The sequence below is a fragment of the Mycolicibacter sinensis genome (assembly GCF_001673565.1).
Classification (GTDB): domain Bacteria; phylum Actinomycetota; class Actinomycetes; order Mycobacteriales; family Mycobacteriaceae; genus Mycobacterium; species Mycobacterium sinense_C.
On record NZ_LZMF01000073.1, the window covers coordinates 84,764 to 110,802 of the forward strand.

21 protein-coding genes are annotated in these 26,039 nt (G+C 64.2%); 15 read left to right on the forward strand and 6 right to left on the reverse strand.

Going from position 1 to position 26,039, the window contains the following annotated elements; all coding sequences use genetic code 11:
* Nucleotides 1-13: 13 nt before the first annotated feature.
* From A5648_RS11990 to A5648_RS12000, 3 genes are all read right to left on the reverse strand, one after another.
* Nucleotides 14-229, reverse strand: coding sequence for a hypothetical protein (locus tag A5648_RS11990; RefSeq protein ID WP_065024749.1), 216 nt, complete (start codon nt 227-229; stop codon nt 14-16).
* Between the two features lie 118 nt (nt 230-347).
* The gene (locus A5648_RS11995; RefSeq protein ID WP_065024750.1) at nt 348-905 is read right to left on the reverse strand and encodes a hypothetical protein; all 558 of its coding nucleotides are present in this window, start codon (nt 903-905) and stop codon (nt 348-350) included.
* 23 nt (nt 906-928) lie between these two features.
* A complete protein-coding gene (locus A5648_RS12000) occupies nt 929-2,020 on the reverse strand; it encodes a ferredoxin--NADP reductase (protein ID WP_109470777.1) in 1,092 nt (363 codons plus the stop codon).
* Between the two features lie 172 nt (nt 2,021-2,192).
* On the opposite strand from A5648_RS12000, the gene hsaA reads away from it, so the two are divergent.
* From hsaA to A5648_RS12045, 10 genes are all read left to right on the forward strand, one after another.
* Entirely contained in the window at nt 2,193-3,383 is a 1,191-nt protein-coding gene (hsaA, locus tag A5648_RS12005; protein ID WP_065024752.1) for a 3-hydroxy-9,10-secoandrosta-1,3,5(10)-triene-9,17-dione monooxygenase oxygenase subunit, read from the forward strand.
* Nucleotides 3,384-3,399: 16 nt separating this feature from the next.
* Nucleotides 3,400-4,302, forward strand: a complete 903-nt coding sequence (hsaC, locus tag A5648_RS12010) for an iron-dependent extradiol dioxygenase HsaC (RefSeq protein ID WP_065024753.1) — start codon at nt 3,400-3,402, stop codon at nt 4,300-4,302.
* Between the two features lie 35 nt (nt 4,303-4,337).
* Complete coding sequence (hsaB, locus tag A5648_RS12015) at nt 4,338-4,889, forward strand: 3-hydroxy-9,10-secoandrosta-1,3,5(10)-triene-9,17-dione monooxygenase reductase subunit (protein ID WP_207511680.1); 552 nt, start codon at nt 4,338-4,340, stop codon at nt 4,887-4,889.
* Between the two features lie 173 nt (nt 4,890-5,062).
* Nucleotides 5,063-5,845, forward strand: coding sequence for a FadR/GntR family transcriptional regulator (locus tag A5648_RS12020; RefSeq protein WP_234787403.1), 783 nt, complete (start codon nt 5,063-5,065; stop codon nt 5,843-5,845).
* Nucleotides 5,846-6,104: 259 nt separating this feature from the next.
* The gene (locus A5648_RS24040) at nt 6,105-6,278 is read left to right on the forward strand and encodes a hypothetical protein (RefSeq protein ID WP_165607337.1); all 174 of its coding nucleotides are present in this window, start codon (nt 6,105-6,107) and stop codon (nt 6,276-6,278) included.
* A gap of 379 nt (nt 6,279-6,657) precedes the next feature.
* On the forward strand, nt 6,658-7,794 hold the full coding sequence (locus tag A5648_RS12025; RefSeq protein ID WP_065024756.1) for a nitronate monooxygenase: 1,137 nt from the start codon (nt 6,658-6,660) through the stop codon (nt 7,792-7,794).
* Nucleotide 7,795: 1 nt separating this feature from the next.
* Nucleotides 7,796-10,177, forward strand: coding sequence for an acetyl-CoA acetyltransferase (locus A5648_RS12030; RefSeq protein WP_065024757.1), 2,382 nt, complete (start codon nt 7,796-7,798; stop codon nt 10,175-10,177).
* The gene (locus A5648_RS12035) at nt 10,174-12,270 is read left to right on the forward strand and encodes an acyl-CoA dehydrogenase family protein (protein WP_065024758.1); all 2,097 of its coding nucleotides are present in this window, start codon (nt 10,174-10,176) and stop codon (nt 12,268-12,270) included. The genes A5648_RS12030 and A5648_RS12035 overlap by 4 nt, the downstream gene beginning before the upstream one ends.
* A 24-nt stretch (nt 12,271-12,294) precedes the next feature.
* Entirely contained in the window at nt 12,295-14,712 is a 2,418-nt protein-coding gene (locus tag A5648_RS12040) for a CaiB/BaiF CoA transferase family protein (RefSeq protein ID WP_065024759.1), read from the forward strand.
* A 339-nt stretch (nt 14,713-15,051) separates the two neighbouring features.
* On the forward strand, nt 15,052-15,882 hold the full coding sequence (locus A5648_RS12045; protein WP_065024760.1) for an alpha/beta hydrolase: 831 nt from the start codon (nt 15,052-15,054) through the stop codon (nt 15,880-15,882).
* Between the two features lie 203 nt (nt 15,883-16,085).
* Here A5648_RS12045 and A5648_RS23790 read toward each other — a convergent pair whose 3' ends face one another.
* Nucleotides 16,086-16,727, reverse strand: a complete 642-nt coding sequence (locus A5648_RS23790) for a TetR/AcrR family transcriptional regulator (RefSeq protein ID WP_065024761.1) — start codon at nt 16,725-16,727, stop codon at nt 16,086-16,088.
* A 341-nt stretch (nt 16,728-17,068) separates the two neighbouring features.
* Between A5648_RS23790 and A5648_RS12055 the strand changes: the two genes are divergently transcribed.
* From A5648_RS12055 to A5648_RS12075, 5 genes are all read left to right on the forward strand, one after another.
* Nucleotides 17,069-18,988 (forward strand): hypothetical protein, encoded by a 1,920-nt coding sequence (locus A5648_RS12055; protein ID WP_131810559.1) that lies wholly within the window; start codon nt 17,069-17,071, stop codon nt 18,986-18,988.
* Between the two features lie 47 nt (nt 18,989-19,035).
* Complete coding sequence (locus tag A5648_RS12060) at nt 19,036-19,818, forward strand: SDR family NAD(P)-dependent oxidoreductase (protein WP_065024763.1); 783 nt, start codon at nt 19,036-19,038, stop codon at nt 19,816-19,818.
* Nucleotides 19,815-20,717: a cytochrome c oxidase assembly protein gene (locus A5648_RS12065; protein WP_065024764.1), complete on the forward strand. Its 903-nt coding sequence runs from the start codon at nt 19,815-19,817 to the stop codon at nt 20,715-20,717. The genes A5648_RS12060 and A5648_RS12065 overlap by 4 nt, the downstream gene beginning before the upstream one ends.
* A gap of 49 nt (nt 20,718-20,766) precedes the next feature.
* On the forward strand, nt 20,767-22,191 hold the full coding sequence (locus A5648_RS12070) for an aldehyde dehydrogenase family protein (protein ID WP_428844331.1): 1,425 nt from the start codon (nt 20,767-20,769) through the stop codon (nt 22,189-22,191).
* Nucleotides 22,192-22,333: 142 nt separating this feature from the next.
* Nucleotides 22,334-24,289, forward strand: a complete 1,956-nt coding sequence (locus A5648_RS12075; protein WP_131810560.1) for a hypothetical protein — start codon at nt 22,334-22,336, stop codon at nt 24,287-24,289.
* Between the two features lie 777 nt (nt 24,290-25,066).
* On the opposite strand, the gene A5648_RS12080 is transcribed toward A5648_RS12075, so the two are convergent.
* A complete protein-coding gene (locus A5648_RS12080; RefSeq protein ID WP_065024774.1) occupies nt 25,067-25,600 on the reverse strand; it encodes a hypothetical protein in 534 nt (177 codons plus the stop codon).
* 179 nt (nt 25,601-25,779) lie between these two features.
* Nucleotides 25,780-26,039, reverse strand: a 260-nt coding sequence (locus A5648_RS24225; RefSeq protein ID WP_082966450.1) for a hypothetical protein, incomplete at its 5' end; no start/stop codon positions are given.

Below are 26,039 nucleotides of genomic sequence, written 5' to 3' on the forward strand. Positions count from 1 at the left end.
TGCCCGTCCAGCCTCAGGTGCTGCGGTGCCGTAGATGGGCTCCGGTGCGGTGGATCGGAACCTTCTCGCCCGGGTGGATGTGCTTCTTGAACGGCATCACTTCGTAGCTGGTGGCGGCCGAGGTCTTCGCCTGCTTCGCCACGCCCACGATGCGGCCTTCGAGGTCGCTTGCCGACCGGTAGTTGAAGTAGACGGCGTCCCCTACTTTGAAGTCATCGCCGGCCGTCATCGCGCTCCTCCCGTCGTCGGTTTCTCGGCGAGCGTGCAACCAGCGCGAATTTTTCGCGAAAATCTCGCACTGCGTACACATTCGGCGGGTAGCCCCGGGCGAACCCGCGTAAACCCGGCTAAAACACCGTCTGGGCGCAGGTGGCCGGCGTGGTCAGGTTGACTCCGCTGTAGACCACCTGGATGTGGGTGCACACGATCACGTTGGCGTCGGTCTTGGGCTGGCCGGTGGAGTACTCCAGGACGTCGATGCTGCCGTTGGTCTGGTATTTCTCCGGCGGGCCTTCGCCGTAGTACATCGATTGGATCACCGCACCGGTGCCGTCCTTGAACACCTTGGTTCCCGGCCCGCCGCGGTCCTTGAACCAGCCCTCACCGCCGTCGGTGTGCACGTCGAGGTATGCCGTGCGCTTCGAGGAGCGGATCTCGGTGCTCTGACGGGCCCACAGGTCGGGCGGGAAGCCGGCCAACCCCTCCGGGGTCTGCAGCCGCACCCCGACGGTGAAACGACACAGCGGCGGGGCGGCGCAGTCGACCCAACTGTGGGTCTGCAGCTGATCGAACTCGTTGACCGGCATCAGACTGGTCTTGGTGTCACTTGCCGCCGAGGAGATCGCGGGCGGGATCAGCGCGGCCAGCAGCGTCAACGCCGCCGGCATCATCAGCAACCGCTTCATGTCGCACCAACCTAGACCCGAGATCACTCGTCGTAGGTTACTTCCACCGAATCCGTCTCGGGATGGGCCTGGCAGGCCAGGATCAGCCCCTCGGCGAGGTCTTGGGGCTCGAGCACATCGTTGACCTCCATGCTGACCTTGCCGTTCTTCAAGACGCAGGCGCAGGCGCCGCAGTGCCCCTCCCGGCAGGAGAACGGGGCGTCGAGGCCCTTGTCGAGCAGCAGGTCCAGCAGCTTGACGTGGCGCGGCCAGGCCACCTCATGGGTCTCGCCGTCCAGCTCGACGGTGACGGTGGCCGGCGGGGCGGCTTCTGCGTCCCCTTCGGGCGCGTCAGTGATCGTCACCGCGGCGAACGGGTCGCTGTCCAGCGACTTGAACACCTCGAGATGAACCTGCTCGGCGGGGACTTTCAACGCCTCCAGGGCGTCCCGCGACGCCTGCATGAACGGGCCCGGGCCGCAGATGAAGGCCTGGCGGTCGGTGTAGGGGGCGGCCAGCTGGGTCAGTGCGGCGGGACTGGGCAAGCCCTGCAGCGACTCCAACCAGTGCACGACGGTCAGCCGATCGGGGTACTTGACGGCCAACTCGCGCAGCACGGCGCCGAAGATCACCGACCGTTCATCGCGGTTGGCGTAGATCAGCGTCACCTTGCCGCTGCCCTGCGACAGCGCTGATTTGCAGATCGCCATCATCGGGGTGATGCCGCTGCCGGCGGCCAGCAGCAGGAAGTCGGTGTCCAGCGACTTGGGCACGAAGGTGCCCGACGGCGCCAGCACGTGCACCCGCATCCCGGGCTTCGCGTGGTCGCACAGCCAGTTCGACGCGTAGCCGTCCGCGGTCCGTTTGACGGTCACGGTCAGCGAGTCGTCGGTGAACGGGGAACTGCACAACGAGTAGCACCGGGCCACCGAGCCGGTGCGCTCGCTGGGGATCCGCAGCGTCAGGAACTGCCCCGGCGAGTACTTCAGCCGCGTCGCGGGGATCTCCGGATCGTCGGGCCCATCGGGCACCCCGAACACCAGCGAACACGCGTCGTCGGTTTCGGCGACGACTTCGGTGATCTGCAATTCCAGGACGTGACTACCCAGTGGTTCGTCCGGAATGGTCTCCGCCACAGCCCGCCCTTCATCTTCGGTCATAACTAGAACAGGTTACAGAAAACCGGTCCGGGATCGCTACCAGCCGCAGGAACACCCCGCTCGACACAAATCGGAACGTGTTCTAATCTCAGTCTAGGCTGGTTGAAAAAACGGGCCGCTAACCTGCTCACTCCTGGGAGGCAATCTAGTGACGTCCATTCAACAGCGTGACGCGCAGTCGGTGCTCACCGCCATCGACGACCTGCTTCCGCAGTTGCGCGAACGCGCCCAGGAAACCGAGGACCTGCGCAAGATTCCCGACGCCAACATCAAGGCGCTCGAGGAGATCGGCTTCTTCACGCTGTTGCAGCCCGAGCAGTGGGGCGGCCTGCAGTGCGACCCCGCGGTGTTCTACGAGGCGGTCCGCCGCATCGCCAGCGCCTGTGGCTCCACCGGCTGGGTGGCCTCGATCATCGGCGTGCACAACTGGCACCTGGCGCTGTTCGACCAGAAGGCCCAGGAAGAGGTGTGGGGCGAGGACCCCCACGTGCGGGTGTCGTCCTCGTATGCCCCGATGGGCGCCGGTGTGGTGACCGAGAACGCCGACGGCTACATCGTCAACGGGTCCTGGAACTGGTCGTCGGGCTGCGACCACGCCACCTGGGCGTTTTTGGGCGGCCCGGTCATCAAGGACGGCAAGCCGGTGGACTTCGGCAGCTTCTTGATCCCGCGCAGCGAGTACACCATCGACGACGTCTGGCATGTGGTCGGGCTGCGCGGCACCGGCAGTAACACCGTCGTGGTCAAGGACGTCTTCGTGCCGCGGCACCGTTTCCTGTCCTACAAGGCGATGAACGACCAGACCGCCGGCGGCTACGCCACCAACACCGCGCCGGTCTACAAGATGCCGTGGGGCACCATGCACCCGACCACGATCTCGGCCCCGATCATGGGCATGGCCTACGGCGCCTACGCCGCGCATGTCGAGCACCAGGGCAAGCGGGTCCGGGCGGCGTTCGCCGGGGAGAAGGCCAAGGACGACCCGTTCGCCAAGGTCCGGATCGCCGAGGCGGCCAGTGATATCGACGCCGGCTGGCGGCAGCTGATCGGCAACGTCGCCGACGAATACGCCCTGCTGGCGGCCGGTCAGGAGGTGCCGTTCGACTTGCGGGCCCGGGCGCGGCGCGACCAGGTGCGCGCCACCGGTCGGGCGATCGCCTCCATCGACCGGCTGTTCGAGGCGGCCGGCGCGACCGCGCTGTCCAACGACGCTCCGGTGCAGCGGTTCTGGCGCGACGCGCATGCCGGCCGGGTGCACGCGGCCAACGACCCGGAGCGGGCATACATGATCTTCGGCAATCACGAGTTCGGGTTGCCGCCCGGCGACACAATGGTCTGATCTGGAGGGAGCACCGATGAGTATCCGTTCGTTGGGATATCTGCGGATCCAGGCCACCGACATGGCGGCCTGGCGAGAGTTCGGCCTCAAGGTTCTCGGCATGGTCGAGGGTCAGGGCACGACCGAGGGTGCGCTGTACCTGCGGATGGACGACTTCCCCGCCCGGCTGGTGGTCGTGCCCGGCGACACCGACCGGCTGCTGTCGTCCGGCTGGGAGTGCGCCAACGCCGCGGGGCTGCAGGAGATCCGGCAGCGCCTGGAGGCCGAGGGCACGCCGTACAAAGAGGGCACCGCAGCCGAACTGGCCGAGCGCAGCGTCGTCGAGATGATCACCTTCGACGACCCCTCTGGCAACACGCTTGAGGCCTTCCATGGGGTGGCGCTGCAGCACCGCCGGGTGGTCAGCCCCTACGGGCACCGCTTCGTCACCGAGGAACAGGGCCTGGGCCATGTGGTGCTGTCGACCAAGGACGACGCCGAGGCGCTGCACTTCTACCGCGACGTGCTGGGCTTCCGGCTGCGCGACTCGATGCGGCTGCCCCCGCAGATGGTGGGCCGCCCGGCCGACGGCGACCCGGCGTGGCTGCGGTTCTTCGGCTGCAACCCGCGCCACCACAGCCTGGCGTTCCTGCCGATGCCCACGCCGACCGGCATCGTGCACCTGATGGTCGAGGTGGGGGAGGCCGACGACGTCGGGCTCTGCCTGGACCGGGCCTACCGCCGCAAGGTGCCGATGGCCGCCACCCTGGGCCGGCACGTCAACGACAAGATGCTGTCGTTCTACATGAAGTCGCCCAGCGGATTTCAGATCGAGTTCGGTTGCGAGGGGCTGGAAGTCGACGACGACGACTGGGTGGCCCGGGAGAGCACCGCGGTCAGCCTGTGGGGGCATGACTTCACGGTGGGCATCGAGTCGTAGCAGTGAGCTCTGAATCGACGAAAGACGACCTTCCGATCGACCCGCGCGCGTTCCGCAACGTACTCGGTCAGTTCTGTACGGGGATCACCATCATTACCACCGTGCACGACGGTGCGCCGATCGGGTTCGCCTGCCAGTCGTTCGCCGCGTTGTCGCTGGACCCGCCGCTGGTGCTGTTCTGCCCTACCAAGATGTCGCGGTCCTGGCAGGCCATCGAGGCCAGCGGAACGTTCTGCGTCAACATCCTGGCCGAGGAACAGAAGGACGTCTGCGCCCGATTCGGCTCCCGTGAACCGGACAAATTCGCCGGGGTGGACTGGAAACCCTCTCCGCTGGGCTCGCCGATCCTGGCCCGGTCGTTGGCTCACATCGACTGCACGGTGGCCTCGGTGCACGACGGCGGCGACCACTTCGTGGTTTTCGGTGCGGTGCAATCGCTTTCCGATGTCCCCGAGGTGAAGCCCCGGCCGCTGCTGTTCTACCGCGGTGACTACACCGGTATCGAGCCGGAGAAGACCACGCCGGCGCAGTGGCGCGACGACCTGGAGGCGTTCCTCACCGCCACCACCGACGACACCTGGCTGTAGTCACCGTCGCTACAGCGCAGCTTGCCGCCGCGTGGGAGCCGCACTTGCGACATAATCTGTCACTTGCGCGATCGCGCCGGCGCGTTTCGGGTTCGCCCAACCTAGCTGGGCTAGATACTTCAAGTAATATGTGCACTCGATGATTGGCCGGCCCCACACAGGAGAAGGATTGCGTGGCTGATCGGGGTTTGGGCGGCCTGACCGGTACCCACGCGCGTGTTCGACCGATGAAGATGTCCGATCAGGTCGCGGCGCAGATACGCCGCATGATTGCCCGTGGCGAGCTGGTCGATGGAGATTGGCTCCCGACGGAAGCGGAACTCGTTGAGAGGTTTGGTGTTTCGCGTCCCACGCTCCGCGAGGCGTTCCGCCTGCTCGAGGGCGACTCGCTCGTGACCATCCGCCGGGGTCCGCCTGGCGGCGCGCGCGTGACGCTGCCCGGGCCAGATGCGGTAGCCGACCTGTTCGGAATGATTCTCATGCTGTCGGGGACGACCATCGGAGATGTGTGGGATGCTCGTCTGACCATCGAACCTCCCGCGGTACGTCGGCTCGCGGAATCCGCCACGAAGAGCGTTATCAACGAACTCGATGCGGAACTGGAGATACTCAGGTCGGTGATCAATGACCCCAGGGAGTTCGGCAAGGCTGGCGTGCGCTTCCACGTCAGATTGGTTGAACTCTCGGGAAACCACACGTTGACTGCGGTCATTGGGATGCTGTCGGTAATAATCGAGCGCGAACTCGCGAAGTCGCTTGTTGAGATCGGGCCGGATAGCGTCGGAGTGCGCCGAGCGAATCGACGCGCTCTTCGTGGCTACGAGAACGTGGCCGAACTCGTCCGGGCCCGTGACAGTCAGGCCGCCGAGTTGGCCTGGCTTGCGCACTTGAACAGCGTGCGCCGCTACGTGGCAAAGACGCAAAAGCAGGATCACGTCATCGACTTGCTGTATTAGCTAACGATGCGTCGATGTCCGTAAGCCGGGCTATGCCGCCGACGATCTCGAAAGACCTGAGTGTGCGTGAGCGCATACATGACCTTGTCGGCCGAAGCGGGCGTGATGGTGCCGAACGATGGGTCACACGAGACCACGCTGCCATCGATGGGGAGTTCTCGCCGCTTCCCTCCCGCCGGGCCGCATCCGGTTGGAGGCGCGGAGCGCCGTGTCAATGGCGCATAATCCGACCAGACGCCTTCTTTCAGAAGGACGGATTGTGCGGGTCGAGCGCAAGCGCGAATGCGGCGTGGCGGGTGAATGGATTGCTGGCGGCATCAGGGTGCTCCCGATGGCGCTGACGATCCTGGTGCGCCTGGGTCTGGCTGTGCTGCAGCCGAGCCATCGCGCGACGAGCTGGACCACCAGGTGCCCGCAAGAGTATAGATACTAAGTACAAACCCGTCGACACGATGCGATTCAGGTGCGTACATTTCCGATGTAGGTAACGTTCGAATCCAGTGTGCGACATGGGGCATGCGGCCGGTGTGACAGCGCCCCGCGGGTGGACGCTGCCGGACGCCTGGATGCTCACTCTGTCGTGCGGGCGCGGTAGTCCTTTGCCTAGAGGGAGTTTGAATCGGACAAGGTTGTGCCTCCCGGTAGTGAGCGTGCGGTTCGCATGGGCGCGGAGGTCTGCCCCCTAGCCTCGTTGATGATCAACGAGAGTTAACACCCAACCAGTAGCGAGCTTGCCTAAATCAATCGGCAGCCCCTAAGGTCAGCATAACGGACGGCTGTCGTCGGTAATAGACTCGGAAGTGGGAACGGCAGTGAAGACCCAGATCTGCGAGATGCTCGGTATCGAATTCCCGGTGTTGGCGTTCAGTCACTGCCGGGATGTCGTCGCCGCGGTAACCAATGCTGGGGGATTCGGCGTCCTGGGAGCGTCGTCCCACAGCCCCGACCAACTGGAGCACGAGCTCTCGTGGATCGACGAGCACGTAGGGGGCAGACCTTACGGTGTGGACATCGTGTGCCCGGAGAAGTTCGAGGGCAAAGGACTGGAACTGACCTCCGATCAACTGCTGGAGATGGTCCCGGACGCCCACCGCGACTACGTCGTCGAAGTGCTGGGCAAACATGGCGTCAGCATGGATGAGATCGGCGAGCGCCCGTTCCAGATGCTGCAGACCCTGTCGGACTCTATCGGCGAACAGTTGCTGGAGGTGTCATTCCGTCACCCGATCAAGTTGATCGCCAATGCGCTCGGTGTACCGCCGGAGTTCATGATCGAACGAGCGAAGGCCGAGGCTGTGCCGGTGGCCGCGTTGGTCGGCGCCAAGGAGCACGCGATCAAGCAGGTGCAAGCCGGGGTCGATGTCTTGGTCGTCCAGGGCACTGAGGCAGGTGGGCACTGTGGCGAGGTCACCACCATGGTCCTGGTGCCTGAGGTCAAAGAGGCGATCAAACCGATCCGAGATGTGCCGGTCCTCGCCGCAGGTGGGATCGTCACCGGCCGGCAAGTCGCGGCCTCCATCGCGCTGGGCGCTGCCGGGGCATGGACCGGGTCGGTGTGGTTGACCACTGAAGAGGCCGAGACTGCGCCCTATACCGTGCAGAAGATGCTGGCCGCGGACTCGCGTGCCACCGTCCGGTCCAAGGGGCGCACCGGAAAGTACTCACGACAGCTCAAGTCTGCATGGACCGACGCCTGGGAGCCTGGCGCGGACGGGCCGGGTTCGCTTCCGATGCCGCTGCAGGCAGTGCTGTCCGACAACGTGCTGCGCCGTATCGATGTGCTCGCCGAGAACGGCAACAAGGGCGCACAAGAACTGGCGACCTATTGGGTGGGGCAGGGCGTCGGGCTGATGAACAAGGTCAAGCCGGCTCGTGAAGTGGTCCGCGAAATGATCGAGGACTACATCGACGCCGCTGAAAGCATCGCAAAGTCCCTGGAAAGCAACTGATATGGCGCAGAAGGTAGATCCACGCACCCCGATTATCATCGGTGTCGGACAAGCCGCCGAACGGATCGACGATGCTAATTTCGAAGGTTTGTCGCCCATCGACTTGGCGGTCAAGGCCGCCCGTGCTGCGATGGTCGATACCGGCATCGACAGGTCGGCGCTCACCGCTGCGATCGACGTCGTTGCGTGTACCCGGCAGTTTGAAGACTCGACGCCGGGCGCTCCCGCACCCTTGGGAAAATCGACGAAGTATCCGCTTTCGGTTGCGAATCGTCTCGGTGCCAATCCGAAACGGGCGATCCTGGAGGTGGCCGGGGGGCAGTCACCTCAGCGTCTGGCCACGGAGTTCGCGTGTGAGATCGAGTCAGGTTCCGCAGATGTGGTGCTATTGGCCGGGGCCGAGGCAATCTCGACCATTCGCCACCTCTCCAAGCAGGACAGTAGACCAGATTTCTCTGACGATCCCGCTGATCCGAACGGCGCTTTCGAAGATCGTGGATTCGGTTTGTTCGGCCTCACCACCATGGAACAGGCTGCCCACGGTCTGACTACAGCACCTGTCCAGTACTCCCTGCTGGAGAATGCGCGGCGGGCCGCCCGCGCGGAAGGCAGGGACGACTACCTGGCTGCGATGGGCGCGTTGTTTGCTCCATTTACCAAAATGGCTGCGAAAAACCAGTTTTCGGCATCTTCGGAGGAACATGGCGCCGACGAATTGGTCACGGTCACCGAACGCAACCGGATGATCGCTGAACCGTACCCGCGATTCCTGGTGGCACGTGATCAAGTCAACCAGGGCGCTGCGGTGTTGTTGGCGTCAGTGGGCGTTGCGCAGAAGCTAGGTATCGATGAACGCAAATGGGTGTTCCTGCATGGCCAAGCGGATTTGCGGGAGCGAAACTTGTTGGACCGTCAAGATCTCGGCTCGGCACCCTCAGCGGTCACTGCCGTCCGGCACGCGCTGGACATTGCCGCACTGGATATCGATGAGATTCAATTCTTCGACTTCTACTCGTGCTTCCCGATCGCCGTCTCGAATATTACTGACACATTGGGTCTTTCGCCAGATGACCGTCGTGGTTTGACCCTCACTGGCGGCCTGCCTTTCTTCGGCGGAGCGGGCAACAACTACTCGATGCACGCCATCGCCGAGGCGGTGGAACGCGTTCGGTCCCGACCGGGCAGCTTTGCATTGGTTTCGGCCAATGGTGGGGTGATGTCAAAAACGTCGGTCGGTATCTACAGCGCCCAGCCCACTGAACTCAAGCGGGACGACAGTGCGGGACTGCAGCAGAAGATCGACGCTCTGGACAGCCCGGAACACGTCGAGCACCCCAACGGGTGGGCCACGGTCGAGACATACACGATCGTCTACGGCCGTGGCGGCAATAAGACCGGCATCGTCATTGGGCGGCTCAAAGACGGTGGCGGGCGTTTCCTGGCTCAGGTGGCTCCCGGTGACGAAGATCTGATGTCCCTGCTGGAGAGTGCCGACAACCCGGTCGGTAATCGCATCTATGTCAGCGCCTTCGGCTATGGCAATCGGGTGACCATTTCGGACGAGGTCGCCGCACAGCTCTTCCCGAAGCAGGCTCCGGCGTTGCGCGATAAGTACGAGTTCGTCAAGGTCCATCGCGGCGGGCATCTGCTCGAAGTCAGCATCAACCGGCCAGATGTGCGCAACTGTTTGCATCCGCCCGCACACGAAGAGTTGGAGAGTATCTTCGATGCCTTTTTCGCCGATCGTGACCTGTGGGTGGCCATCATCACCGGTGAGGGCAGCAAGGCGTTCTGCGCCGGCAACGATCTGGTCCACAGCGCGAGCGGCAAGCCGATGTACGTACCGCTCAGCGGCTTCGGTGGACTAACCGGCCGGCGAGATATGCACAAGCCGGTCATTGCCGCGGTGAACGGATTCGCGATGGGCGGCGGGTTCGAGATTGCGCTGGCATGTCACCTGGTGGTGGCTGACGAGACAGCCAAATTCGCGCTGAGCGAGGTCAAGGTTGGGCTCTTCGCCGGTGCGGGCGGTCTGGTTCGGCTGCCGCGCGCAATCCCACAGAAGGTCGCTAATGAGCTGATCCTTACGGGTCGACGCATCGGTGCCGAGGAGGCTCGGGAGCTGGGCGTGGTCAACCGGATCGCTCCCGAGGGCCAGGCATTGGCGGCCGCGCGTGAATTGGCCGCCGAGATTCTCGACGGGTCGCCGACATCGGTGCGGCTATCACTCAAAGTGATGGCCCAGGCGCAGGGCATTCCGGACACCGCGGCCGCGGTGACCGCCCCCAACGACGTTGTCGATGAACTCATGACCAGTGCGGACGCCATCGAAGGCATGATGGCGTTTGCGATGAAGCGCCCAGCGGAGTGGAAGAACCTGTGAGCAGCCGAACTGCCACGGAATCAGCATCTTTCGATGATTCGGTCGCGGGCCTGATCGCCAAGGTATGGGGTGGTGCAACGGCGGCCGAGCATGGCGATGTCGGGAGACTCTGGACGGCCGCCGCCGAGCAGGGCTGGTTCGAGCTGCCAGACGCCGGGGCGCTCGGCCTGGCTGTTGTCGCATCCCGGCGGCTGGGCCGCGCAGCGTGTCCGCTTCCGCTGATGGATGGCTACGCTACCGCCGAGTTGTTCGCAGATATCGGGATCGCTTCCGGTGACGTGCGTGTGGTCGTTACCAGCGACTACTCGATGCCGGTCGACGAAGGTGGCGCCGCCGGCCACGTGCTGGTGGTTCCGAAGAACGGCGGCGTCGCGCGGGTGGCGGCCATCGAGAATGCGGAACCGCTGGCTGGCCTCGCCATTCCGTCGTGGAGCCGCATCACGTTGGGAAACACCTTGGCGGAGCGAGAGATCAACCGCAACCAGGCTGACCGGGTTCTGGTGCTGACTCGAATGGGAAAAGCGGCAAGGGCGCTGGCAGCGGCCGAATATGCCCAGGAGATGGCAATCGAACATGCGAAGACCCGGCATCAGTTCGGAAGGCCTATCGGCAGCTTCGGTGCGGTGCAGCAGCGCACCGCGCAGTGCGCCATTGAGATTAGGTCTGCGAATCTACTACTGGCAGAAGCTGTGTCGGCACTTGAACACGGCCGAGCTGATGCTCTAATGACGGCCGAGATCGCGGTCGGGTACATTGCGACGATCGCACCGAAGGTGCAATTGGGCGCTCACCACACCCTCGCCGCGATTGGCTACTTCAACGAACACCCCGCGCCCTGGTTGTTCCGCCGCGTGCACAGTGACATCACCTTGCTCGCCACGATTGAGCCCACGCACGGCACCGTAGGCGATGCATTGGTCGATACCGGAGCGCGTCTACCGGCTGCCGACCTCGGCGAGGTCGGCGAGGCGTTCCGTGCGGAGTATCGGCAGTTCCTCTCCGAGCAGGGTGCCCGAGACGGCGCACCGACGCAGACGCACACCGACGAGAACATCACGCGTGCCATCGCTGGGAACGGCTGGTTCGGCTTCGGCTGGCCCGAGCAATACGGCGGACGTAATGCCTCATTGGCCGAACAGGTGGTGCTCAACGAGGAGACCACCTACAACCGCGTCGGCGCGGCCAAGGCACTCGGATCGGTCATGCTCCTCGGTTCGTCGATCCTGCGGCACGGCACAGAGGAACAAAAGCAGCAGTTCCTCCCTATCGTCCGGGCCGGCGAGATGAATTTCTGCCTGGGCTACTCCGAGCCCGAAGCCGGTTCGGATCTGGCGTCGTTGCGTACCAGCGCGGTGCGCGACGGCGACGGCTGGGTGATCAACGGCCAGAAGCTGTGGACCACCACCGCACAGATGTCGGACTGGGTGTGGCTGGCCGCGCGTACCGATCCAGATGCCGAGCCCCGGCATGCGGGCATCACGGTGTTCCTGTTCTCGATCCACACACCGGGCATCACCATTCAGCAGCACACGGCGCTGTCTGGTGAGGTGTCGTGCACGGTGTTCTACGACGAGGTCCGCGTCCCGGACACGGCACGCGTTGGTGAGGTCAATGGGGGATGGGCGGTCATTGTGGACGCTCTCGCCGGCGAAAGAATCACGATGGGCAACATCGCCGCAGCAATGCACCGTCAGCTCGATGATTTACTCGACTTCGTCGGCAAGGAGCCTGAACTGCTAGCTGGTCCGCGCGGATCGGCAAAAAGAGCGATGATCACGGATCTGGCAGTGCGCGTGCAAGCCACCCGCTCCCTGGTCAACGCGGCGGTTCAGGCCAGCTCGACGGACATCGGAGCAATGATTGACGCTGCGATGGCAGGCGTGATGGGCGGTGATCTGTCGGAGGACTTCGGCGAGGCCACGTTGGCTATCTGCGGTCCGGCCGCAGCGCTGAGCGGTGAGGGTACAAGCGAGATTCCCGGCGGTGGAGCATTCGAATACGGGCTGCGTCAGTCGATCATGTATGTGGTTGGCGGTGGTACCAACGATGTTCAGCGCGGTCTCATCGCACGCGGCTTAGGACTGCCCCGCTGAGGGGCTGGGAGAGGATGCGCGACTATGCCGAGTATTTCACATCCTGAGGTTTCACTCCCACTGAGTGGAATTCGGGTTATCGACTTCACCGACGGCCCGGCCGGTTTCACCGGCCGCTTCCTGGCCGATCTCGGCGCGGATGTTGTTCTGGTGGAACCACCGGAAGGCGCCAACAGTCGGCGGGTCCAGCCCCAGCACCACGGCCACGGACTGTATTTTGCCACCGCACACGCCAACAAGCGGGGCGTGGTTATCGATGTCAGCACTGATACGGGGCGTTCCCAACTGCTGACCCTCACCGACGGCGCCGACATCTTTCTTGAATCCCAGCGCGTCGGTCGGCTCACTGAGCTTGGTGTAGGGCAAAACGTCATGCGCCAGCGCAACCCGGATCTTGTCGTGGCATCGGTGACCGATTTCGGGCAGACGGGACCGTATCGCGATTACAAATCGAGTGAAGCGGTGTTCGTGGCGATGTCATCGTTACTGACCCGATCGGGCGCGCCTGGGCGTGAACCTCTTCTGCCGCCGGGGCGACTCGCGACTCAGACGGCAGCGGTCGACGCCGCCTATGCAGCGCTGCTCGCTTACTTCCGTGCCCAACGCGGTGCCGGTGGTGACTACCTGGATGTTTCGCTGTTCGACCTGGTGGTGCAGGATCTCGATCCTGGGTTCGGTATGGCTGGTACGGCAACTATGGGCCAGCCGATGATCAATATGCCGCCAGGGCGCCCGGACGTCCGGATGATGTACCCGATCCTGCCGTGCGCGGACGGACATGTCCGCATGTTCGTTGCCTCGGCTAAGCAGTGGCGGGCGTTGTTCACCTGGATGGGTGAGCCCGAGGAGCTGTCCGATCCGGCAATGGAGAACTTGCTCGGCCGGTTCATGAACTGGACGTCCAAGATCCAGCCGGCGCTGGTGGAGTTTTTTGCCGACAAGACCCGTGCTGAGATCGTCTCGCGCGGATCAGAACTCGGCATCGCAGTGGGCCCACTGAACACCGCCGCGGAAATTCTAACCAGTGATCATGTGCGGGAACGTAATTCATTCGTGCGAGCTGAGATCGCGCCAGGGCTGCAGGCGACGATCCCGAACGGGTATCTGGAGTTCGACGAGTTGCGCGCCGGATTCCGGCATCGGGCCCCCGAGCTCGGTGAGCACACGACCGAGGTGATGACCGAGGTGTCCGAGCGAGCACCTACCGCGCACGAAGAGGTGCCGGCCCGGCCGCTGGCGGGCGTGCGGGTGCTCGATTTGGGCGTCATCGTGGTCGGCGCGGAAACTGGTCGTGCACTGGCAGATCAGGGCGCCGAAGTCATCAAGGTGGAGAACCGCGCGTTCATGGACGGTGCCCGACAGGCCGACGCACCCGCTAAGGTCAGCTACTCCTTCTCGCTGGGTAACCGCGGCAAACGTAGCTTCGGGCTGAACCTGCGCAGCGAGGCGGGCAAGGGGCTGTTCAGGCGGTTGGTTGTGGACTCCGATGTGGTGTTGACCAACTTCAAACCGGGCACGCTGGAATCGCTGGGACTGGGCTACGACGACCTCAAGGCGATCAACCCGGGAATCATCGTGGTCGAGAGTAGCGCACTGGGTCATACCGGATCGTGGTCGAAGCGGATGGGATACGGCCCGCTGGTGCGTGCCACCGTCGGTCTGACCGCGCTGTGGCGTCACCCCGATGCGGTTGACGGCTTCGGTGATGATCAGACGGTCTACCCGGATCACGCGGCCGCCCGGGTCGGGACCGCCGCGGTGGTCGCGGCGTTGATCGAGCGGAAACGCACAGGTGTGGGACGTCGGATCAGCCTTGCCCAGATGGAGACCGTCTTCAGCCAGTTAGCCACCGAGTATGCCCGGGAATCACTGCAGCCGGGCGCTTTGGTGGCCAAAGGCAACAGCGGCGAATTCGACTCGCCGTCAGGTATTTACGCATGCAAAGGCGAAGACTCCTATTGCGCGGTGACCGTCGATGGTGACGAGGACTGGGCCAACCTCGCCAACGCTATCGGGCGCAGCGATCTGGCCGACAACCCTGATTACGCGAGCGCCATGGGCCGCATTGCGAATCGAGTCACACTCGACGTGGCAGTGCAGGAATGGACCGCAGTGCTGACGCCACGCGAAGCGCAGGACCGTCTTCAGGCCGCGGGGGTAGCTGCCGGCGCGGCCGCGCACGTAAAGGATCTCCTCACCGATCCACAGATGACGGCCCGGCACCGGATGGGTGAACTGGCGCAGCCGGGCTATGACGGGCCGTTGGAGGCGTTCCTGGGGCCTGCGTTGTTCGGGAACATCCCCGAGCCGGAACTTCGTCCCGCACCGGCGATGGCGGCCGACACCCGCGAACTCGCCGGCAAGCTGCTCGGATTGTCTAGCACAGAGATCGACGAACTCATTGGTGCGGGAGTGCTTGAAGCGCCTGCCGAGTTCACCTAGCCGGTCACTGGAACAACTAGGACGAACAGCCATGGAATCGTGTTTGACCGGCCCGCCGACCATCGGGCGATCGAACTCGCGGGCGCACATCGCAAGACATCGCTCTGTTGGAGATCAACGAAATACTGCGGCTCACGCGATCGCAACTTGGCCTCGACGAGGCATCGTAATCGGCCAGGGCTCGGGGATCAGCCTCGGACAATCGATAACGGCCACCGGCGCTCGCATTACTACCGCAGCCATCCACGAACTGCGGCGCCGCGGCAGCGGCAGCGGCATGTGCTGTCGGTGTGTGCCGGCGGGGGTATGGGTGTGGCGATGCTCATGGAAATCGCTTAGATGATCACCGAGCCACAGCCGGACGCCGAGATCTGGCACTTCGTGGACAAACAGCTAGAGATCGTCCGCAGCGGGCCGAAAGACGCTGCGGTGCCGATTCTTCTGGTCCACGGGGTGTGCCACGACGCATGGTGCTGGCAGCGGTACGTCTCCTTCTTCGCTCAACACGGCCACCACGTCATCGCGCTGAGCCTGCGAGGGCATGGGGCCAGTTCGGGCCGTGACCGACTACAGCGGATGGGGCTGGGCGACTACGCGGCCGATGTCGCCGACGTGATCGACGGGTTAGGCCGTAGGCCGGTGCTGGTCGGCCACTCCATGGGTGGGGCGGTCGTCCAGCGCTATCTGGCGAGGCGGGCCCACACGGTGCGTGCCGCAGTGCTGTTCGCCTCGGCGACCGCGGGCGGCCTGGGCGGTCGCAGATTCCTTGACCTCATCCGGGGAAACCGTCCCGCAGCCGTGGTCAACGCCTTGCGTGTCGTATCGGGGCGTGGAGGAACGGCCGATCAGGTCAACAACACACCGTTCTTCAGCGGCCGGTTGAGTGCCGCTGACGCGCACGCCCACGCGGAGCGGTTGGGACCCGAATCATTGCGTGCGGTGTGGGATCTGGTTAAGCGCTTTTCCGAAGTGCCACGAGAGCTTCCAGCGATGCTGGTGATCGGCTCGCGCGATGACGCGCTGTTCGGGGTGCGCAGTCTGCAGACCACCGCTTGTGTCTACGGAGTCTCGGCACTGGTGCTAGACGACCTGTGTCACGACATGATGCTCGATCCGCAGTGGCAGATACCGGCTGAACACGTCCTCGAGTTCGTCGCAGCGCTCGGTTGACACCGTCGCGCGAGTACCTTCACTGGTGCTGAGGGCCCCAGTTCGCGCGCGACCGTGCCCAGTTCGTGTGCCGGTGGGCTCGGGCAGGGTCACCTCGGCTTTGGGGGCGGCAGCTGAACCAGGAGCCGTCGTCAGTTGCGCACCAAGAAGCCCCACTCCTGGGAACCGCCGGACGCCGTGCGTCGACACTTGATGCGGTGAGCTTAGCGCGATGGTTGTTGGGCAATCCTGCCATGCAGGATCTGCTGAACAAACCCGGTGATCTGCGCCGCCGTGGCCTCATCGGGGGTTCCGGCCGTGGTGAGTTGGGGCGTTGTCGCCAGGGCGTGCACCATGACCACCCCGCCCAGTGCCTCGATCACCGCCGCGGGGGAGACATCGGGGTGCAGCTGCCCGTCGCGGCGGGCGCCTTCGAGTACGGCGACTGCGTGCTCGATCTGCGGCTGCACCACTCGGCTTCGGTATTCCTGCAGGATGTCCGGATGCTTCATGCCGTCGATGTGCACCCGAAGGTTCGCCAGCCCATCACCGCTGGCGAAATAGGCGAACGCATCGCAGGCAAAGGTGATCAGCGCATCTTCGATGGGCGGCTCGGTGGACAGCAGCGGGACGGGCTGATCCGAGAGCGCTTCGAGTAACAAACTTTTGGCATCCGGAAAGCGCCGGTACACCGCGTCCTTACTGACCCCGGCGGCCCGGGCCACGCCCTCGAAATGGAATCCGGCCCAACCCTCGCGGGCATAGAGTGCGCGGGCCGAGTGGCGGATCTTCTCATCGATGGCCGGGTCGCGCCGCCGGCCCGCACCGGGCTTGCGTGTGCGCGGTCGGCGCTGTGCCTGCGTCACCGGACCGACTCCGCCTTTTGTCACTCGACATCCTTTCGCACGCCCGAGTCTAAGTCGAGCCGCGGCAAACCGTCGCGCAATCTGCCTATTGCCGACGGATGGCGACGGTATTAAGCTTCGGCGTACATCGCGGCGCCTTGCCCGGCGAGGCAGGCGGTGCGATGACGACGAATTCGACTGAAGAAAAACCGGGATGGGTGTCGTCGATGGCGTGTTGTGTGCTCGTCGCCGCGGTCTTCGGAGCCGTGCTTCGTCGGCTCCGGCGCAATCCGGGATCACCCGCACCTGTTGCGGTGGCCACCTGGTCGGCTCGGCCCAGCATTCCAACGGAGAGGTGACAGATGAGCAGTTCCACTGTGGAAACTGATCAGGCCGCCGGTGTCGGCTATGCCTTCGAGGTGCCAACTCAACCAAATGGCCCAGCGGTTCGAAGATTGCTACGGCGCGCGGGGTTGATCATGGCTTCGCTCGCGGCCGCGGCAACGGCAACAGCCGCGGTGAGCAAGCGCTCAGGAGTGCGCGCAGTGGCGCTCGGCGTACTGGCGCCCGGTGCGGGCTATCTCTACACCCGCAGCCCGCTGCGGTTCGTAGCTACGATCGTGGGCTTCTTCGCATCCCTGGTTGCCTGGTTTGGCAGCGGCAATATCGTCGTGCCGATACTGGTGTGGCTGGCCGCCGCGATGAATGCCCGCAAACAGGCTGTCGGAGGCAGGCGGATGTGGAACGGTGCGCGACTGGCGATTCCTGTCGCGCTCGTGGCAATTGCCTTGGCTGGCGTCGTGGCCAGGCGGCGTGCTTTCCGGGCGGCGCAGGACCGGGGCCGTGCCCGCGCCGAGTACCTGGCAACGGCGGTGCGTCTAGATCCACAGCCGAAAGACACCGGTGCACAGGAATTGTCGGAGACCGACCTCGCAGTCGCCCGCTCGCTGCTCGATCGAGCGCTGCAGCCGCTGGAACGCTTCAATGGCTTTGACCGCATCGACCAGTTCCAAACCTCGGCTATGCGCTACCAGCTCAATTTCATGCAGTACGCCCTCGCGACGGCTCAGCTCCATTACACCCCGTCGTTTCACGGGTACCTGTCAGCGGCACAACGCAACCTGATCGATAAGCTCACGCTGCCCCCGGTGTGGCGCTATTGGGCATTCGAACAGACCTGGGGCAACCTCAGCCTGGACTGGGACCCGATGAAGCGGGACAACATCATGCTCTCGGGATACCTCGGCATGATGCTCGGTATCTACGAATCCAATACCGGTGACAACCGCTACCGTCGCAGCGGCGCGCTACCCTTCCGGCTTGGCAAGCGCACCTGGCCCTATACCCACGATATGGTAAGCGCGGCCGTACATGCCAACATGCAGCGCTCGAGCATGACGCTGTTCCCGTGTGAGCCGAACTGGATCTACAGCGCGTGCAACATGCCAGCGATCAGCACTCTCTTGATGTCTGATCGTATGCACGGGACCCGATTCATCGAATCGATCGGCGCGAACTTCCGCCGGCAGCTCCACGACGAATTCATCACTCCCGATGGCCGCGTCACTGCAATCCGTTCGTCACGTCTGGGCGTGACCATACCCATGCTGACCTCCACCATGGCAGACTGCGGTCTCGCATCGATGTTGCACGCCTTTGATCCAGAACTGGCGCAACGATGTTGGACTATTGCCCGCCGCGAATTCATCGACACCAGCGGAGCCGAACCGGTCATCGTGCTGCGCGGGTGGGACGCCATTGACACCGGCAACTACCGCAAGACCCCGCTAGGCGCCTACGCCCCGGTGATGTGGGCCGCGGCCGAGATGGGGGACACCGAACTGTTCGACCAGTTAGCGGCCTCGCTGGACAGTCAAGCGCCGGCCAGCGAACGGGGCGGAGCCCGGTGGTACACAGCGTTGTCGACCAACATGAACGCGATGCTCGCCCTGGCGCGGTTCAACCCGCCTGGCGGGCAGCGCGCCCTGATCTCCGATGGACCCGGTATGGCGACTCTGACCGGACCGGTGCTCGACGACATCGTCTATCCCGAAGTCCTGGTCGCCTCGGCCCGCACCGACGGCGCCGATTTACGTCTGGTGCTCCGGCCGGGAACGGGTGCGGCGCGGGTGGCCATCGGCGTGCGGAGCTTGCGGCCCCTCGGCCGGTACCGGCTGTACGGCGCTGTCGAAGACGAAGTCACCGCCGACAACCAGGGTCGCGCCCATATTGCGGTCGATCTGGTCGATCGCACCGCGGTCTCCCTTACTCCGGCGCCCTGAACGGCAACGGCTTCAAATCAAATCATCGACAAGAACGGACCCAAGGAATGAAGAAGGTTATCGTGACCGGCGCCGGATCGGGGATCGGCAAGGAGTTCACCAAGCTGTTCCTGCAGGACGGCTCGCGAGTGCTGGCGGTCAGCCTGGTGCAATCCGAACTCGACCAGCTTTCCGAGGACTTCGCCTTCGCCGCCGATCGGCTGGAGACACTGCAGATGGACCTGGCCAAGCCGGATGCCGCCGAGGCATTGCTGCGATGGTGTCACGAAAACGACTGGCTCCCCGACACCTTGATCAACAACGCCGGCTTCGCCTGTTTCGGCGACTCGGTGGACCTGGAGCCCGCGCGGGTGGCGAACATGCTGGAACTCAACGTCATTACGTTGACCATGACCTCGATGCTGTTCGGGCACGAGATGAAGGCCCGCCGCAGCGGCGCCATCCTCAACGTGGGGTCGACGGCTGGAATGGTTCCGTCAGTGCGGATGGCGTCGTACGGCGGCAGCAAGTCCTACGTCAATACCTTCACTTATGCGCTGGCCGCGGAGCTGAAGCCGTTCGGCGTCACGGTAACGTGTCTGACCCCGGGAGCCACCCAGACCAAGTTCGCCCAGGCCGGCGGTATCGACACCTTCAACGGAAAATCCCTGCTGCACAACATGTTCGAGAAGAACAAGGCGGGCTCGCCCGCCGAGGTGGCCCGCAGCGGCTACGACGCACTGGCCAAGGGCAAGATCCAGGCCCTGGTGGGTAAGGGATCGACGTTGGCGGCGGTGATGTCCCGGGTGGTGTCGCAGAAGCATCTGCCCAGACTCGTGCGGAACCCATGACCTCGATGGCCGAGCGTACAACCATCGTGCCGGGTGGCGCCCGACTGTCGCCCGGCCTGTGGGTAGCGGCAGCCGCCGAACTGGCCGTTGCAGTGGCGGTGGGTGCGGTGCTGCTGCGCAGCAATGCAACCGTGATGCCGGTCCATCACCAACAGCACATGCCCGGTGCGCACCACAGTTCGACGCAGGTCCACTGGACGGTAGGTTTCTTCACGATCGCGGCTCTCACCGCAGCGTTACTTCTGTGCTGGACCATCTTTCGTACCCGAGTGTTGGCCTTCGCCGCTGCCGGGGGACTGATTGCCGTCGTCGCATCCGAACCGGTCCGGACCCTCTCGCTGCGGTCACACCTGGTGGGGATGGCGACCTTGGAGGTGGTCATGGTGGCCGGTCCGCTGCTGCTCGTGGTGGCCCTGCGGGGACACACACCGAACAGTCCGCGGAACGGGCGATCGACGGCATGCATGGTGGGTGTCGTCGCCGCGGTCCTGGCCAATTCGATTTTCCTGATCGTCCTGCACCTGCCCGGCATCCATGGGCGGTCCGCGGCGCTGGCCGATGTTCCACCGTGGCTGATCGCTTCGGCGGTGGTGATCGGCTTCGGCTACTGGTCGGCCATCATGCTCACCGCCGGCAGGGTCGCACCAGATCTGCGTCGCGCGGCCCTGACCATCGGCCAGGAGGTCGCGGCGGTTCTGGGCTTGGCGGCGGTAGTCATGCCCATATCTCAGACCCCCCACGACGATCCGCTGGGACTGTCCGCCGCCACCGATCAACGGCTCGGCGGCGTGCTGATGCTTATCACCTGTGCCGTAGTCACGTTGCCTATGACCAGACGGCTGGCAAAACCGGGGCTACCACAAGCAATTCGAATGGAGCACCATGTCCAACGATGTTGACCGCAAGTCCGATTTGGCCCCGGACAGCCACGCAGTTCGGCTGCGGTCCCTGCTGGATGCGCAGCGGTCCGACTTCCTCGCAGCGGGCACACCGCCGGCCGCTACCCGGCGCGATCGGATCGACCGACTGATCTTGCTGCTGACGGAGAACGCGGATGAGTTCGCCGAAGCGCTTAACGCCGACTTCGGTAACCGACCCTACGCGGTCAACCTGCTGTCCGAGATGGCCGGAATCCTGCCCGATATCAGCGCGACTCGTCGCAACGTCCAGAAGTGGATGCGGCCCGAGCGAATCCGTGCCGGCGCACTGATGGGTATGCCGACCGTGGTCGAGAAGAAGCCCCTCGGCGTGGTCGGGGTCATCGGCCCGTGGAATTTCCCGATCGGTCTGGTGGTACAGCCCGCCGCATCGGCATTCGCCGCCGGCAACCGGGTGATGATCAAATTCTCCGAGGTGACCTCGCGCACCGCCGAACTGTTCGCTGCCAAAGTGACTGAGTACTTCGATCCGACGGAATTGACTGTAGTCACCGGCGGCGCCGATGTCGGAGCGGCGTTCAGTGCCTTGCCTTTCGATCATCTGTTTTTCACCGGATCGCCCGGTGTCGGTGCGCTGGTGGCCGCGGCGGCGGGCAAGAACCTGGTGCCGGTAACCCTTGAGCTGGGGGGTAAGAACCCAGCCGTGATCGCCGCTGATGCGGACATCGCCGAGATGGCCCGGCGGGTGATGGCCGCCCGCCTAGCCAACGGTGGGCAGATCTGCCTATGTCCCGATTACGCGTTCGTACCGCGTGCCCACGTCGACAAGTTCGTCGACGCCGCCATCGAACAGGGTCGCCTGGCCGCCTCGACCGAGGTTGAGACCGGCATGGTCAGCATTGTCGATGACAAGAATTTCGACCGGGTCGCCGCACTGATCGACGATGCACGACACCTCGGGGCGACCGTTCGCGATACCGGGACTCCACTGGACCGACGGCGTCGACGCATTCCGCCGACGATCGTGCTCGGCGTGACTGATCAGATGCGCCTAGCCCACGAGGAAGTGTTCGGACCGGTGCTCTCGGTCTTGCCGTACGACGAACTGCCGCAAGTGTGCGATTACATCGCGGCGCAGCCGTCGCCCTTGGCGGCTTACTGGTTCGGCCCGCAAGGCCCGGGCCTCGACCAGTTCCGAGAGCGCACCTTCAGCGGCGGCATGTCGGTCAACGATTTCGCCCTGCACTGTGCGGTGATGGCCGCCCCGTTCGGCGGCGTCGGCCACAGCGGATCCGGCGCTTACCACGGCAAGACCGGATTCGACACGTTCACCCACCAGCGCACCGTGACCACCAGCAAGCTACCGTTCAGCTTCGCCCGGCTGATCACCCCGCCGTATCCCCGCGCGCTGACTCGCTGCCTGAAGGCGTACCTGGCCTGGGAGCGGCGCGGTGCCAATCGCCGCGTTGCACAACGTGCGAAGGGACGCCGGTAGCCGATGGCGTGTTGTCTGCTGATCGCAGCCCTGTTCGCCTGGATCAACGACAGGCTGCACCGCCACGGGGTGGTCGGTGCCAGCCGCACGGCGTTGTTCCCAACCGCCAGTTCCCCCATCACTTCGGCACAAGGTGGCACACATGAGCACACTTCTAGATAACGCAACGCGTGAATCGGGCACCGATTCCACCGACTTGCCTCGCCGCTCGAAATTTAACGGACCGGTGACATCGCGGCGACTGCTCCGCAGCTCGATCGTGTACCTGATGGTGGCTGTGATCGGTTTATTGCCAACGCTTCTGGGCTTGCCGACGCCGTGGCGGGCCGCGGGGCTGGGACTGTTGTTCCCCGGCGGGGGGTTCCTCGTCTTCGGATGGTGGGCGCTGCTGGGCATCACGGTGACGGTGCTCGCGTTCGCGATTGCCTTCATGCTCTGGTTCGGCACCGGCAATGTGGTCGCTCCGGTCATCGCATGGCTGGGTGCGGCATTGGTTGCCGCTGGGGTTGCGGGTGGTCACCCTCAATCGGCACCTCGTTTCGTTCCAATGAGCGTGGCATTGACGATTGTCGGTGCCATTGCGATGCTGGCGATCATCCGACGAGTGCTGGCAGTGCGCCGCAGCGCGCGCCTCCGCGCAGCACGCGCCGGTTACCTGCCCGTCGATCTCGAAGCACTAGAGCAGCGGATCGTGCCCGAGGGCACCACGCCGCGCGAGCTCGACGATACGCAGCTCGCCCATGTCAAATGGTTGCTGAGGCTCGGCCTGCAACCGGTCGATCAGTTCGACGGATTCGACATCATCGAGCAGTTCCAGCCGTCCGCGCTGCGCTACCAGATCAACCATGTGCAATACGCTCTGGCGCAGGTGCAACGGCACTACACACCGAACTTCCGTGGCTACCTGTCGGAAGCCCAGGAACGGCTGATCGAGAAGCTGACCATCCCGAAGGTTTGGAAATATTGGCGGCTGGAACGGCTGTGGGGACGACTGAGCACCCATTACGATCCCGCCGGATTCGAGAACATCATGTTGACCGGGTGGTCGGGCATCTGTCTTAACACCTACAGCGCCAACACCGGCAGTGACCGATTCGTGGGACCTGGGGCGCTCGAATTCGGGTTGGGCAACGCGAGGAAGACCTACCGTCACAACGCCCACTCGTTCAATGAGTCGTTGATGTGGAACTTCGACCGTTCGCCGCAGACGGTGTTCGCCTGCGAGCCCAACTGGACCTACGCGGCCTGCAACATCTACGGCCTTAACAGCGTCGCCTCCTATGACGCCGCGTTCGGTACTCGCCATCTCGAGAGCCTGCGCGAGCCGTTCCTGCGGGGAATGCGCGAAGAACTAATGACGCCCGGGGGCGAGATCGTGCCGTTCAGATCGGACTACACCGGCGTCTCGATTCCGTTCGGCGGCGACGTCATGTATTTCCAGGCGGCGGGGTGGCTTGCGCCGGTCTACCCGGAAGTCGCACGGATGCTGTGGGCAATCGCCTGCCGTGAAGTTCTGAAGATCCACGACGGCGGACTCGAGGCGTACCTCGCCAAGCCGTTCATGCTCGACTCCGGCAACTACCGCAGTACTGGCATGTATGCCCGCGGTGTCATTTTGCTGGCGGCGCGCGAGTTCGGTGACCAGTACATCGCCGACGCCGCGCAGCGCGCACTTGACGCCTGCAATGAGCCCGTCGAGCAGGACGGGATGCGCCGGTACGCCAACGGCTCGACTTTCGCCAATGCGCTTGTCGCCCACGGACTGCTTACCCGGAGGGGTGACTGGACGCGGCTCATCACCGAACCCCCGTCCGACTCGGCGCGAACGGGCCCGATTCTGCAGCACGTCGCATTCGAGCAGGCGATGGTTGCTTATGCGGTCAGTGACAGCGCAGATCTGCGTCTGGTGTTGTGCGGGAATTCCGGTGCGCTCCAGGCTGAGGTGACATTGGGCCTGACGCAACTGCGTCCGCTGTCGGCATACACCGCGTCGACGGGGGGAGAACGCATCACCTTCACCAGCGACGGGGGCGGGAGCGCGACCATCGCGGTTCACGTCGGTGCTAGAACGACGGTAACCATCGCACCCTGCCGATGAGTGGTGTGTCTGCGGGCTGCCGATCTCGGATCGGCCCGTATCCGGCCGGCGCGCAAAATGGGCAACCAGGTTTTAGTGATAAGCGTTCACGCTCGTAGCTGAGTCGGACGAACAAGGAGGAAGGTTGCGGATGGCGCTGCCGACGGGCCAAGCGGGCAACCTCGAACCGCGCCGCATCCGGGTGACCACCTCAGCCGTGACACTGGAGGCGCTGTGCTGGGAACCTGCGAACCGCCCGGAATCTGCACCGGTCGCGCTGTGCCTGCACGGCTTTCCCGACACTCCATTCAGCTGGCGTCGGATACCTCAGGAATCGACCGCCGCGGGCTGGCGGGTGGTCGCGCCGTTCATGGGGCCTACGCGCCCTCATCCGTTGGGCGGACACTGAATCACCTTGCTGCCGAAGAGCTTCAGGTGGCTCCGATGATCACCGGCAGGGTTGGGCTCGACGGGGTGGAGCAGGCGGTTCGAGACCTTGGCGATCCAGAGCAGCACGCAAAGATCCTGATTGACCCATCGATCAGGTAGAGGAACGCACGGGTGTTCTCCGGTGGCGCTGCCGCCGCAGCGTTGCCGTTTTCTTCCGATTCGGATATCGCCCGGCTATCCAGTCGGATGTGGGGGGCGATCGGATCGGTCGAACTTGCCTGCTCCGTAACTCATAACGGAAGTCAACGCGTTACTCGGCCGCTGCACCGCGGGTAGTGCTGATCCCGTGGGCAGACGACGATGCGCTGATCGGCCATGTCGACGGGGACTGACTCATACGCGGCGGGATCAGTCGCAGGCGTGGGAGCGATGAATCTTGCTTCCCCAGTGCTTCACTCGTTCGGAGGCCGGACCGTTGACCCAGGCCGTATTGCGGGCTTTGATTCCGACGCCGACATTGGAGAGGTGTTGCCAGAGTCGGTAGAAAGCCTCGCCCTGGTAAACGGGAAAATATTGGTCGCCGGCGAAGTCCTGTGTTTGGGTCAGAGCTTGCGCTCGAGGTGCGAGGAAATCCTCGGCGTGATCAATGTTGCGCGCGACCGCATCGGCCTGAGCCTGGATCTGGCCCTGAGTCCAGTCATTGCTGGTCGCTAACAAGTTGAAGCCGAACTGGTCGATCTGGCGAACTAGATCGCGGTACTGCGCGTTAAACCACTGGCACATTTCACCCATCGCGGTGACGTCGGCAGCCGTGACATGGTTGGCGATCTTGTCGTAAGGATGGCGCACCGTTGGGGCCCAGTTAGTGGGGGTGACAGCAATATCCGGCATTGGAGGCACGGGCGGATCATCCGGGCGGGCGGCGGCCGTACTGTCCAGCATCAGCACACATGACGCAACAACGGCGAGACCGGCAAGCGCAGCCGAGGACTGACGAGCCCATGCGCCGAGCCCTCGTCGGTGCGATTCGTCGCGTTGGGATCCTGGCGAACCTAAATTCGACATCCGAAACCTCCGGGTATTCCTGGTCGGCTCAATCGGGGACGGTGTTGAGGGCCGGGTCAACCGATTCTGTCTAATCTGAGCGGCATCACGACCGTGAGGAACTTGAATCTTCCGCAGGCACCCGAGACACCGGTCGTCTTGTCTCTACCCTCAAGATATGGTGATCCGATCTTGGTGACGCCATTGGCATCTGAGGGATAGAACGTGAATGTCTGGTGTCCGGGGGAGGTAGTGCCGTCGGGGCATTTCTGCCAGTCCGGCAGGTCTCGCTCGACCTTCCAGACCCGCCCTTCGGGGGAACGTAGCGGTGCCGTCC